Below are 12,277 nucleotides of genomic sequence, written 5' to 3'. Positions count from 1 at the left end.
AGAGTGGCGAACGAAACGTAGCGAGCAGTCGCCAGGTGGGTGCGGACGGCGCGGAGGAACCGCAGTGTACGAGTGGTACATGAGGATTCCGAGCACCGTCCGCGCCCGCTTGGTGGCTGCGCAGTAGTTTCGTTAGCCGCTCTTACGCAGATGAACCGACGGCACCCCCCAGGCGCCGCCGACGATTGTGCCGGAGTTTGTCAGCCGGTGCTGACGAATGTGTGACATTCGTCGCTGCGGTACCCTTGCCGGCCCGGAACGCCCACGCCGCCCATGCCCGTCGAACAGAACCAGCGCCCGCTCGAAGCCGGCATCCACACCGACCTGGAAGGCCGCCTGACCTACGGCGGCTACCTGCGCCTGGACCGGCTGCTGTCGGCGCAGCAGCCGTTGTCGAGCCCGCCGCACCACGACGAACTGCTGTTCATCGTCCAGCACCAGACCTCGGAACTGTGGCTGAAGCTGCTGGCGCACGAGCTGGGCGCGGCGATCGCGCACCTGCAGCGCGACCAGGTGTGGCAGTGCCGCAAGGTGCTGGCGCGCAGCAAGCAGGTGCTGCGCCTGCTGACCGAGCAGTGGTCGGTGCTGGAGACCCTGACCCCGTCCGAGTACATGGGCTTCCGCGACGTGCTGGGTCCGTCCTCCGGCTTCCAGTCGCTGCAGTACCGCACCATCGAATTCATGCTCGGCAACAAGAACGCGCAGATGCTGCCGGTGTTCGACCACGACCCGCAGGGCCAGGCGGCGCTGCAGGCGGTGCTGGAGGCGCCCAGCCTGTACGAGGAGTTCCTGCGCTACCTGGCCCGCTTCGGCCACGCGGTGCCGGCTCCGTACCACGCCCGCGACTGGCGCCAGCCGCACGTCAGCGACCCGCTGCTGCGCCCGGTGTTCGAGCGCATCTACGAGAACACCGACCGCTACTGGCGCGAGTACGCGCTGTGCGAGGACCTGGTGGACCTGGAGACCCAGTTCCAGCTGTGGCGCTTCCGCCACATGCGCACGGTGATGCGGGTGATCGGCTTCAAGCGCGGCACCGGCGGCTCCAGCGGCGTCGGCTTCCTGCAGCAGGCGCTGGCGCTGACCTTCTTTCCGGAGTTGTTCGAGGTGCGGACGTCGGTGGGGCTGGAAAGCCGGGACCCGGAACTCGGGACCCGGGACCCGGATGGGGCGTCGCAAGCGCCGTAGTGGAGCGCGCTGGCAGGCGCCGCTCGGCCTTGCTGCGCTGCGTCGTGGTCGGAGGCGTTGGTCTTTCCGTGGGGCGTGCCGCGTGGACCCGGGCGTACCGCATGCGCACATCGCCTTCTCGCCCGGAATCCCTGGCCTTCGAGGGCCCGCCTTTCCGGGTCCCGGGCTCCGGGTCCCGAGTCCCGGCCCGTCCGCGCATTTGACGCCACGCCGTCGCTCGGTGATCCTCGCCCGTTGCCCGGCCTGGCCGGACGCACCGCCCCAGCCCATCCTGAATACGCAAGGGAACACCGCATGAGCGTTGACGTCGTCGCGTCGAACCACCCCGCCTCACCGCAGCCGCCGTCAGCGCAACCGCCCGAATTCAAGACCCTGCTGGGGCATCCGCGTCCGCTGTGGATGCTGTTCATGACCGAGTTCTGGGAGCGCTTCGCGTTCTACGGCATTCGCTGGGCGCTGGTGCTGTACATCGTGGCGCAGTTCCATGGCGGCCAGGGTTCGGGCCAGGCCTCCGCCAGCGCCACCTACGGCGCCTACCTGGCACTGGTGTACGCGGCGGCGATCTTCGGCGGCTACATCGCCGACCGGGTGCTCGGCTACCAGCGCTCCATCCTGGTCGGTGCGGCGGTGATGTCCACCGGCCTGTTCCTGATCTCCGTGCCCAACCCGCAGATCTTCGAACTGGGCCTGGCCACCGTCGTGGTCGGCAACGGCCTGTTCAAACCCAACATTTCGACCATGGTCGGCAAGCTGTACAGCGCCGCCGATCCGCGCCGCGACAGCGGCTTCACCATCTTCTACATGGGCATCAACCTGGGCGCGATGATCGCGCCGTGGCTGACCCAGCAACTGGCCGAGAAGGTGTTCGGCACCGAAGCGATGCCGTCCTACAAGATGGTGTTCATCGCCTCGGGCATCGGCATGCTGATCAGCCTGGTGTGGTTCTGGTTCGGCCGCCGCCAGCTCAAGGGCATCGGTGCGCCGTTGCCGGGCGGTGCCGGCGGCATGCGCGTGGTCTACGTGCTGCTGGGCATGCTGGTGGCGGTCCCGGCGGTGTACCTGGCGCTGGCCGCCGGCGCCGAAGTGCTGCAGTGGATCCTCAGCACCATGTTCGTGGCCCTGGCGATCATGTTGCTGGTGGAAGGCATCCGCAACGGCAAGGTGGCGCGCGACAAGGTCATCGCGATGCTGATCATCTTCGCCTTCAACGTGCTGTTCTGGATGTTCTTCGAGCAGGCCGGCAGTTCCTTCACCTTCCTCGCCGACGAGATCGTCAACCGCCAGTTCGGCGACTGGACCTTCCCGACCGCGTGGTTCCAGTCGGTCAACTCGCTGGCGATCATCACCCTGGCGCCGGTCATCGCCTGGATCTGGGTCAAGGCCGGCCGCTTCAATCCGTCGATCTCGCGCAAGTTCGCGCTCGGCCTGGCGTTCAACGGCCTGGCCTTCCTGCTGCTGATGTTCGCGCTGTCGAGCCTGGTCAACGACGCCGGCAAGATCCCGTTCTGGACCCTGTTCATGGTCTACGTCATCCAGTCGGTGGGCGAGTTGTGCCTGTCGCCGATCGGGCTGTCGATGGTGACCAAGCTGGCGCCGGTGCGGCTGGTCGGCTTCGGCATGGGCGGCTGGTTCCTGTCCACCGGCATCGGCAACAACCTGTCCGGCATCTTCGCCAGCCATGTCAGCGGCGAAGGCGGCATGACCGTGTCGTCCGCGCTGGGCGGGTATACCTTCGGCTTCTGGGCGCTGCTGGGCGCCGGCGTGGTGCTGTTCCTGATCGCGCCGCTGATCAGCAAGCTGATGCACGGTGTGAAGTAACCTGAGGACGACGCAATGGCGATGAACAAGACGATCTGCGCTGCCCTGGCGGCGATGCTGGCGCTGAGCGCGTGCGGGCAGACCGCGGCGCCGCCCGACGCGCAGGCGCCGGCCAAGCCGCTGGACACCTCGGTGCAGAAGCCGCCGGTGGCCGACCCCAACCAGCCGGTGGCCTCGGGCAATACCCCGGCCGCCGCCGACGTGGCCGCGGCCAAGGCCCTGGGCGCGCAGTTCGATCCGCAGCGCAATCCGGCCGACGACCTGGACACCGCCATGGTCGAGGCCAAGCGCGGCGGCAAGCGCATCCTGCTCGACGTGGGCAACGAGGCGTGCGACTGGTGCCACACCCTGGACACCTTCATCGAGGGCGATGCGGAACTGCGCAGCTTCCGCGATGCCAACTTCGTCTGGGTCAAGGTCAACGTCAGCGACGCCAACAAGAACGAGGCGTTCATGGCGCAGTACCCGAAGATCGTCGACTTCCCGCACCTGCTGGTGCTCGACGCCGACGGCAAGCTGCTGCACTCGCAGGTGCTCGCCGACCTGCAGAAGGGCAAGGACTACGATCGCAGGAAGTTCTCGGACTTCCTCAAGGAATGGGCGCCGCCCAAGGCCTGAGCGGTCGCGAAGCGCAGTTCTCGTAGGAGCGGGTCTTGTCCCCTTTTGTGGGATCAGCCGCGACCGGGCATTCCAGGGAAGCGCGGTCGCGGCTGAAGCCGCTCCTGCGGTGTTCGAGGCCCCGGTGTCACGGGCCCCGGCGCCTCAGCGCCCGGTCATGCTCGGCAGGCCCTCGGCCGCCAGGCGGTCGATCAGCCGGTTCAGCAGCCGCTGCTCGTCCTCGCTGAAGGGCGCCAGCAGGCGCCGCTCGCATTCCAGCACCATCGGCGCCACCACCTGGTACACCTCCACCCCGGCCGCGGTCAGGTGCAGCACCGAGCGGCGGCGGTCGTCGCCGTGGGTCTCGCGCTGGATGAAGCCACGCTCCAGCTGCCGCGCCACCGCCCGGCTCACCGCCACCTTGTCCATCGCGGTGCGCTCGGAGACCTCGCCGGCCGACAGCCCCGGATACAGCGCCAGCACCGCCATCACCCGCCACTCGGTCACCGCCATGCCGTAGCGCTCGCCGTAGACGCGGGCGATGTTGCTGCTGATGCGGTTGGACAGCACGCTGATCCGGTACGGCAGGAACCGTTCCAGATCCAGGGAGGGCGAGTCGGGCGTGGGAGCGGGCGTGGCGATCGTCATGCTGCATTGCACCTTGCTGGTGGTTTCACTTGTAACTATAACGGAGGATACTACGGTCCATTCTCGCGAGTCTGGCGCCCGTCCGCATCCGAAATTTCGGCCCGGCCGCCGCGACTCCCCCCTCCAGGAGACGCGTCATGAATGCACAAGCGCAGCATCCGTCGCAGCCGACCAACCTCGGCATGCAGGTCACCACCTTCGAGAACCCGATGGGCATCGACGGTTTCGAGTTCGTGGAATTCGCCGCGCCGGCCGGGCAGGGCGAGCAGTTGCACGCGTACTTCCGCAGCATGGGCTTCACCGCGGTGCTGCGCCATCGCCAGCGCGCGATCACCGTGTATCGCCAGGGCGGGGTCAACTTCCTGGTCAACGAGGAACCGGATTCCTTCGCCGCCGATTTCGCGGCCGCACATGGTCCCTGCGCCTGCGGCTTCGCGATCCGCTTCCGGCACCCGGCCGACGACGTGTTCGCCAAGGTGCTGGAGAACGGCGGCGAAGCGATCGCCGACAAGGCCGACACCCGCGCGGTGCCGGCACCGGTGGTCAAGGGCATCGGCGACTGCATGCTGTATCTGGTCGACCAGTACGGCGAGAAGGGCTCGGTGTACACCGAGTTCGAGCCGGTGCCCGGTGCCGAGCAGCATCCGGCCGGTTTCGGCCTGACCTTCATCGACCACCTGACCCACAACCTGTACTTCGGCAATATGCAGCGCTGGTCGGACTACTACGAGCGCCTGTTCAACTTCCGCGAGATCCGCTACTTCGACATCAAGGGCGCCAAGACCGGGCTGGTGTCCAAGGCGATGACCGCGCCGGACGGCGTGGTGCGCATCCCGCTCAACGAATCGTCCGATCCGAAGAGCCAGATCAACGAGTACCTGGACGCCTACCGCGGCGAAGGCATCCAGCACATCGCCTGCTTCACCGACGACATCTACGAGACCGTCGAGCGCATGCGCGCGGCCGGTGTCGAGTTCCTGGACACGCCGGACACCTACTTCGAGGTGATCGACCAGCGCATCCCCAATCACGGCGAGGACGTGGCGCGGCTGGCGCGCAACAAGATCCTGATCGACGCCGACCTGGAGACCAAGCAACGCAAGCTGCTGCAGATCTTCACCCAGAACTGCATCGGCCCGATCTTCTTCGAGATCATCCAGCGCAAGGGCAACGAAGGCTTCGGCGAAGGCAACTTCCAGGCGCTGTTCGAGAGCATCGAGCGCGACCAGATGAAGCGCGGCGTGCTCTGAGGGCGGAACGCGGGCGGCGCGCGGAGGCTGGCAGACAGCGGATGCTCGACGCGAGTGGACGCGCGCGGCCAGGTCAGGTCCTGACGGCGCATCGCGGAGACTTCCGACAGCAGCTTTAGCCCCTCTCCCACCGGGAGAGGGGTTGGGGTGAGGGTACGGTGGGGTCATGACGATCAAACCGCCACTACCCACATCGACACTGGCACACGCACGCCACCTACGTCGCACCATGACCGACGCCGAGCGCGCACTATGGCGTTGTCTGAGAAGCGGACAGTTGCAAGGTGCCAAGTTCCGGCGTCAGTACCCGATCCCACCGTATGTCGCAGATTTCTGTTGTGTGGCGGCAAAGCTGATTGTCGAAATCGATGGCGCGCAACACGCAGGACCATGCGATGTCACAAGAACGCGTTGGCTTCAATCGCAGGGCTGGCGGGTCATGCGCTTCTGGAACAATGACGTACTGCTTTCGATCGATGCCGTGATCCAGGTGATTTGCGACGCCACTGGGTCGCCGTACCCTCACCCCAACCCCTCTCCCGGTGGGAGAGGGGCTTGATATCCAAGGCTCAAGCATATGCATGACCATCATCGCTACATGTCCGGCTTCGGCAACGAATTCGCCACCGAGGCGGTGCCCGGCGCGTTGCCGGTCGGGCAGAACTCGCCACAGCGCGTGGCCCACGGCCTGTACGCCGAGCAGTTGTCGGGAACCGCGTTCACCGCGCCGCGCGGCGCCAACCGGCGCAGCTGGCTGTATCGCATCCGCCCGGCGGTGATGCACGGCGGCTTCGTCGCTTACGACCGTGCCGGCGCGTTCCACAACGACTTCCAGCGTGGTCCGGTGCCGCCGGACCAGTTGCGCTGGAGCCCGTTGCCGCTGCCGGAGACGCCGGTGGACTTCGTCGACGGCCTGTACACCATGGCCGGCAACGGCTCGGCCGAGGCGCAGCATGGCGTGGCGGTGCACCTGTATGCGGCCAACGCGTCGATGCAGGGCCGGTTCTTCTACAACGCCGATGCGGAACTGCTGTTGGTCCCGCAGCTCGGGCAACTGCGCCTGTGCACCGAACTGGGCACGCTGGAAGTGGCGCCGCAGGAAATCGCGGTGATCCCGCGCGGCGTGCGCTTCCGCGTGGAACTGCCCGACGGCCCCGCGCGCGGCTACGTGTGCGAGAACTTCGGCGGCCTGCTGCGGCTGCCCGACCTGGGGCCGATCGGCGCCAACGGCCTGGCCAACCCACGCGATTTCCTCACGCCGGTCGCCGCCTACGAGGAAGACGAGGGCGACTTCGCACTGATCGCCAAGTTCCAGGGCCATCTGTGGCGCGCGCCGATCGGGCATTCGCCGCTGGACGTGGTTGCCTGGCACGGCAACTACGCGCCGTACAAGTACGACCTGCGCCGCTTCAACACCATCGGCTCGATCAGTTTCGACCATCCCGATCCCAGCATCTTCACCGTGCTGACCGCGCCCAGTGACACGCCCGGCACCGCCAACATGGATTTCGCGATCTTCCCGCCGCGCTGGTTGGTGGCGCAGCACACCTTCCGGCCGCCGTGGTTCCACCGCAACGTGGCCAGCGAGTTCATGGGCCTGGTGCACGGCGTCTACGATGCCAAGGCCGACGGCTTCGCCCCGGGCGGCGCGTCGCTGCACAACTGCATGAGCGGGCACGGCCCGGATGCGGCCACCTTCGACAAGGCCTCGCAGGCCGACCTGTCGCGGCCGGACGTCATCGCCGACACCATGGCCTTCATGTTCGAGACCCGTGCGGTGCTGCGCCCGACCGCACAGGCGCTGGACGCCGCGCATCGCCAGCGCGACTACCAGCAGTGCTGGCAGGGCCTGCGCCGGCACTTCCGCGCGCCCTGAGCGGGCGCCGGCGCGGCCGCGTCGCTCAGGCTGCTGCCGGGACTGCCGCTGCGACGCACGGCGGCGCTGCCCGTCAGGCGGCCTCCGCCGCGGCCGTCAGCGCGCCGTGCAGCGATGCCGGCAGGATCTCCAACACGCGCTCGCGGATGCGCTGCGCGTAGCGCTCGGAGGTCATCTCCGGCATGGTGCGCAGCGCCAGCGCGATCGCGCGCAGGGTGTCCTGCTCCTCGCGCGCGGCGCGCAACTGCAGCTGCAGGGCAGGCGAGGCCGGATGCCGCTGCAGTTGCAGCAGGTCCAGCAGATACATGCGTGCATTGAGCAGGGCGCGACGCGGGTCGGCCGGTGGTGGTGGCGCGCTCGCGACCACCGTTGCGGCGGCGACGCTGCGCCCATCGTCCAGGTAGCCCTGCTCCAGCAGCCCCTGCACGATCGCATCGGCGCCGCGGCCGCCCAGCGTGGCCAGTTCCTCGACGCTGCGCTGGCCGTCGGCCAGGATCAGCACGCGTCGCTGGCGCATGTCCAGCGGCGCATCGTGAGATTGCAGTGCCGCAAGGGCGAGGGCGGTCTTGCGCGGGTGCATGGCGGCGGGGTCGGTAGGCGCGCAGCGTGGCGCAGCGCGGTGAAATGCCGATGACAGGGGCGATGCGTCGGCGTGTCGGTGCCTGCAGCCGTCTTGTCATCGGCGTGATCGAACGCCCGGTTCAGGGCGCTGTGCCGAGCCGCGGCTGCGCGCTGCGTGTCGTCGCCGCAGCGCCGTGCAGCGCAAGCGCATGCACGCTAGCCTATGCGCTGGTCCAGCGAGGAAGTGCGATGAAGCCGATTCAACCAGGCGTGGCGGTGTTGCTGCTCGCGCTCGCCGCCTGCGACCGGCAGCCGCCCGCGCCGCCAGCCGCGCCTCCCGCACCGTCTGCGCCGGCGCAGGCGCCGACCGCGGCACCCGCCACGGCCGACGACGGCGCCTTGCCGCCGCCGGACATCGACCAGCCCGATAGCGACGTGCCGCCGGCACAGGCGCCGGCCTCGGCGCTGCCGCCGGAACTGGCCGCGGACGACCGGCAACTGGCCCGCATCGATGGCTATGGCGACCTGCGCCTGGGCATGTCGGCGGCGCAGGCACGCGCCGCCTGGGGCGGCGAGCTCGACGGCCAGCCCAGCGCCGGCAGCAGCTGCTACGTGCTGCGTCCGCGCTGGGCCAAGGGCAACAACCGGTTCGGCCTGATGGTCGAAGACGACAAGTTGGTGCGCTACGACGTGCGCACCCCCAAGGAGACCGCGCCCGGCGGCGGCAAGGTCGGCATGGACCTGGCGCAACTGCGCGCGCTGTACGCCGGTCGCGTGGAAGAGCAGCCGCACAAGTACGTCGAAGGCGCCAAGATGCTGCGCGTGCGCGGCGAGTCCGGCCAGCCTGGCGTGCTGGTGTTCGAGACCGACGCAGCCGGCAAGGCCGTCGCCTGGCGCGTGGGCCTGCCGCCGCAGGTGGATTACGTGGAAGGGTGTGGCTGAGAAGCCGGGAATAGGGAATCGGGAGTGGGGAATGGGAAGAGCATGAGGGTCGAGTGACTGAGGCAGCTGGTGCCGCTTTCGCCTCAGTGGCGCATGACCGCTCTTTGCTCCTCGCTTTTCCGATTCCCCATTCTCTATTCCCGATTCCCGGCCTTCAGGCCACCCGCAGCTGCCGCCGCTCGCGCCGCCGCGCGCGCCGGGCGTACCAGCGTTCGCGCAGGCAGGAGAAGATCACGTACAGCGCCGGGGTGCTGAGCAGGGTCAGGCTCTGCGAGATCAGCAGGCCGCCGATCATCGCGATGCCGAGCGGGCGGCGCAGTTCCGAGCCTTCGCCCAGGCCCACCGCCAGCGGCACCGCGGCCAGGATCGCCACCATCGTGGTCATCATGATCGGGCGGAAGCGCACGATGCAGGCTTCGCGCGCGGCCTCCAGCGGGGTCTTGCCGTGCTCGCGCTCGGCGACCAGGGCGAAGTCGATCATCATGATCGCGTTCTTCTTGACGATGCCGATCAGCAGCACCAGCGCGATCATCGAGATCACCGACAGCTCGGTGCCGGTGACCCATAGCGCCAGCAGCGCGCCCATGCCGGCGGCCGGCAGGGTGGAGAGGATGGTCACCGGGTGCACCAGGCTCTCGTAGAGCATGCCCAGCACGATGTAGACCACCACGATCGCGGCCAGCACCAGCACCAGCATCGAGTTCGGCTGCAACTGCACGCCGAAGCCGCCGCCGTCGGCGATGCGGATGTCGCCGGGCATGCGCAGCCCGGCCACGGTGGCGGCGATGATCGCGTCGCCCTCGCCGGTGCTGACGCCCGGCGCCAGGTTGTAGCTCAGGTCCATCGTCGTGTACTGGTTCATGTGCGTGATCTGCGACGGCGCCAGCCCCGGTACCTGGTGGGCGACCGCGGTCAGCGGGATCATCGTGCCGTTGCGCGCGGGCACGTAGATGCGGTCCAGCGCCGCCGGCGTGGCGGTCTGGTCCGGCAGCGCGTTGACCACCACGCTGTACTGGTTGAGGTCGGAGTAGATGGTGGAGATCTGGCGCTGGCCGAACGCGCCGTACAGCGCGCCGTCGATGGCGCCGATCGACACGCCCAGGCGCGCGGCCAGGGCGCGGTCGATCACGATGTTCTGGCGCAGGCCGGCGTTGTCCACGTCGGTGCCGACGTCGCGCAGCTTGGGGTTCTGCTTCAGGGCGGCCTGCAGCTTGGGCAGCCACTCCTGCAACTGCGCGTTGTCGTTGCCCTGCAGCGAGACGCGGTACTGCGCGCCCTGGCTGGTGCCGCCGCCACCGTCGCTGGGCAGGTCCTGGATCGCGCGCAGGCGCAACTGCAGGTCGGGGTAGCGGTCGGCCTTGGCGCTGAGCCGCGCCAGCACCTGCGCGGTGGTATCGGTGCGGCCTTCGTCGCGGCGCTTGAGCTCGATGTTGAAGCTGGCGCTGGAGCCCTGGCGGCTGCTGCCCAGGCGCGCACCGACGATCTTCACCGCAGGGTCGGACATCAGCATGTCGGTGATGCGGCGCTGGCGGTTGACCATGTCGGCGAAAGACACCGTGGCGCTGGAGGTGGCGCGGCCCCAGATCAGGCCGGTGTCCTGCGCCGGGAACGAGCCCTTCTTGACCGCGCCGGCCAGGAACACCGTGGCCGCGATCAGCAGCAGCGGGGTCAGCGCCAGCAGCAGCGCGTGGCGCAGCGAGAAGTCCAGGGCCACGGTGTACACGCGCAGCATGCGATCGTGCATGCGCTCCAGCCAGGCGCCGAAGCGGCCGGGTTGCTCCGGCTCGGCGTGCGCGGACAGAAAGCGGCTGCACAGCGCCGGGGTCAGCGTCAGCGACACCACCGCCGAGACGCAGATCGCCGCGACCAGGGTGACGGTGAACTCGCGGAAGAACACCCCGATCATGCCGCTGGCGAACAGGATCGGAATGAACACCGCCACCAGCGAGGCGGTGATCGAGACGATGGTGAAGCCGATCTCGCGCGCGCCGGCCAGCGCCGCGTCCAGCCGCGACATGCCCTCGTCGAGGTGGCGCATGATGTTCTCGATGACCACGATCGCATCGTCGACGACGAAGCCGATCGCGATCACCAGCGCCAGCAGGCTCAGGTTGTTGAGGGTGAAGCCCATGACGTACATCGCCAGCGCCGCGCCGGCCAGCGACAGCGGCACGGTGGCCGCGGCGATCAGCGTGGGCGCCAGCCGGCGCAGGAACAGCGCCATGGTCAGCACCACCATCGCCAGGCTGATCATCAGCGTGGCCTGCACCTCGTTGAGCGAGGCGCGGATGGTCGGGGTACGGTCGAAGTACGCCGTCATCTTCGTGCCCGGCTGCAGGTAGGTGCGCAGCATCGGGATCTCGGCCTTGACCCGGTCCACCGTTTCCACGATGTTGGCGCCGGCGCGGGTGAACACATACATCACCACCGCCGGCTTGCCGCCGAACCAGGCCGCCTGGTACGCGTCCTGCTGGCCGTCGTAGACGTTGGCGATGTCGCGTAGGCGCACCGCGCGGCCCTGTTGCTGGCTGATCACCACCTGGCCGAAGTCGGCGGCCTTGGCCACCGCGTCGTTGGCGACGATGGCCGTGGTGGTGGCGCCGTCGCTGAGGAAGCCGGTGGGCGAGGTGACGTTGGCCGCGCGCACCGCGTTGCGCAGGTCGTCCGGGGTCAGGCCCATGGCGTTGAGCGCGCGCAGGTTCACGTCCACCCGCACCGCCGGGGTGGAGGCGCCGCCGATGTCCACCGAGGCCACGCCGGTGATCTGGCGCAGGCGCTGCGCCAGCAGCGAATCGGCGACGTTGTACAGCTCGTCGGCCGACTGCGTGTCCGAGGTCAGGGCGATGGCGATGACCGGGTCGTCGTTGGGATTGGCCTTCTGGTAGCGCGGCGTGGCCAGGCCGGAGGGCAGGTCGGCCTGCGCGGCGTTGATCGCGGTCTGCACGTCCTGCGCCGCCGAATCGATGTTGCGGCTGCTCTGGAACACCATGAACACCTGGCTGTTCCCCTCCGAGCTGGAGGAGCGCATGGTGTCGATGCCCGGCACCTGGCCCAGGTGCCGCTCCAGCGGCGCGGTGACCGTGGCGGCCATGGTCGAGGCATCGGCGCCGGCCTGGCTGGCCTGCACGAAGATCACCGGGATCGAGATGTTCGGCAGCGCCGCCACGCCCAGGCGCAGGTAGCACATCATGCCGATCACGAACAGGCCGATGGCCAGCAGCGCGGTGCCGATGGGACGGCGGATGAAGGGCGCGGAGATGTTCATGGGGCAGGGATCAGGAGAGCCGGGACCCGGGACTCGGGACCCGGGACCCGTGCGAATTGGTCGCTTTGTTGTTCAGTGGCAAGCGCGGAAGCATCGTTGTTTTGCGGGCGTGCGCGGAGCCCGCTTTGCGGGTCC

At 68.6% G+C, this 12,277-nt stretch carries 10 protein-coding genes and 1 other RNA gene; 7 read left to right on the top strand and 4 right to left on the bottom strand.

The genetic code is table 11. The features are described 5' to 3' along the window. Positions 1 to 5: 5 nt before the first annotated feature. Positions 6 to 81: non-coding RNA, sX9 sRNA (locus tag SLW52_RS11005), on the bottom strand. Positions 82 to 273: 192 nt separating this feature from the next. Here SLW52_RS11005 and SLW52_RS11000 point away from each other — a divergent pair. The 3 genes from SLW52_RS11000 to SLW52_RS10990 all read left to right on the top strand — a co-directional run bounded on the left by SLW52_RS11000 (position 274) and on the right by SLW52_RS10990 (position 3,621). After that, a complete protein-coding gene (locus tag SLW52_RS11000) occupies positions 274 to 1,185 on the top strand; it encodes a tryptophan 2,3-dioxygenase family protein (protein ID WP_267121891.1) in 912 nt (303 codons plus the stop codon). Positions 1,186 to 1,479: 294 nt separating this feature from the next. Continuing rightward, a complete protein-coding gene (locus tag SLW52_RS10995; protein ID WP_267105168.1) occupies positions 1,480 to 3,003 on the top strand; it encodes an oligopeptide:H+ symporter in 1,524 nt (507 codons plus the stop codon). 15 nt (positions 3,004 to 3,018) lie between these two features. Then, a complete protein-coding gene (locus tag SLW52_RS10990) occupies positions 3,019 to 3,621 on the top strand; it encodes a thioredoxin family protein (protein WP_017911302.1) in 603 nt (200 codons plus the stop codon). A 144-nt stretch (positions 3,622 to 3,765) separates the two neighbouring features. Here the strand turns inward: SLW52_RS10990 and SLW52_RS10985 are convergent, their stop codons facing one another. Further along, the gene (locus tag SLW52_RS10985; RefSeq protein ID WP_010341302.1) at positions 3,766 to 4,248 is read right to left on the bottom strand and encodes a MarR family winged helix-turn-helix transcriptional regulator; all 483 of its coding nucleotides are present in this window, start codon (positions 4,246 to 4,248) and stop codon (positions 3,766 to 3,768) included. Between the two features lie 182 nt (positions 4,249 to 4,430). On the opposite strand from SLW52_RS10985, the gene hppD reads away from it, so the two are divergent. The 3 genes from hppD to hmgA all read left to right on the top strand — a co-directional run bounded on the left by hppD (position 4,431) and on the right by hmgA (position 7,374). Then, positions 4,431 to 5,498, top strand: coding sequence for a 4-hydroxyphenylpyruvate dioxygenase (gene hppD, locus SLW52_RS10980; RefSeq protein WP_087963682.1), 1,068 nt, complete (start codon positions 4,431 to 4,433; stop codon positions 5,496 to 5,498). Positions 5,499 to 5,664: 166 nt separating this feature from the next. Beyond that, positions 5,665 to 6,057 carry a DUF559 domain-containing protein gene (locus tag SLW52_RS10975; protein ID WP_320744246.1) on the top strand — a complete coding sequence of 131 codons (393 nt, stop codon included), beginning with the start codon at positions 5,665 to 5,667 and terminating at the stop codon, positions 6,055 to 6,057. Positions 6,058 to 6,075: 18 nt separating this feature from the next. Beyond that, positions 6,076 to 7,374: a homogentisate 1,2-dioxygenase gene (gene hmgA / locus SLW52_RS10970; RefSeq protein ID WP_267121893.1), complete on the top strand. Its 1,299-nt coding sequence runs from the start codon at positions 6,076 to 6,078 to the stop codon at positions 7,372 to 7,374. Between the two features lie 73 nt (positions 7,375 to 7,447). Here hmgA and SLW52_RS10965 read toward each other — a convergent pair whose 3' ends face one another. Next, complete coding sequence (locus tag SLW52_RS10965) at positions 7,448 to 7,954, bottom strand: hypothetical protein (protein ID WP_152236751.1); 507 nt, start codon at positions 7,952 to 7,954, stop codon at positions 7,448 to 7,450. A 230-nt stretch (positions 7,955 to 8,184) separates the two neighbouring features. Here SLW52_RS10965 and SLW52_RS10960 point away from each other — a divergent pair, with 230 nt between their 5' ends. Continuing rightward, the gene (locus SLW52_RS10960) at positions 8,185 to 8,877 is read left to right on the top strand and encodes a lectin (RefSeq protein ID WP_267121894.1); all 693 of its coding nucleotides are present in this window, start codon (positions 8,185 to 8,187) and stop codon (positions 8,875 to 8,877) included. A gap of 154 nt (positions 8,878 to 9,031) precedes the next feature. Here the strand turns inward: SLW52_RS10960 and SLW52_RS10955 are convergent, their stop codons facing one another. Beyond that, positions 9,032 to 12,142 (bottom strand): efflux RND transporter permease subunit, encoded by a 3,111-nt coding sequence (locus tag SLW52_RS10955; RefSeq protein ID WP_267121895.1) that lies wholly within the window; start codon positions 12,140 to 12,142, stop codon positions 9,032 to 9,034. Between the last annotated feature and the right edge of the window lie 135 nt (positions 12,143 to 12,277).

The sequence above is a fragment of the Xanthomonas sp. LF02-5 genome, assembly GCF_034105325.1.
Taxonomy (GTDB): domain Bacteria; phylum Pseudomonadota; class Gammaproteobacteria; order Xanthomonadales; family Xanthomonadaceae; genus Xanthomonas_A; species Xanthomonas_A sontii.
Note: the sequence above shows the minus strand (reverse complement) of the source record. Positions and strands in the feature narration are given on the sequence as shown.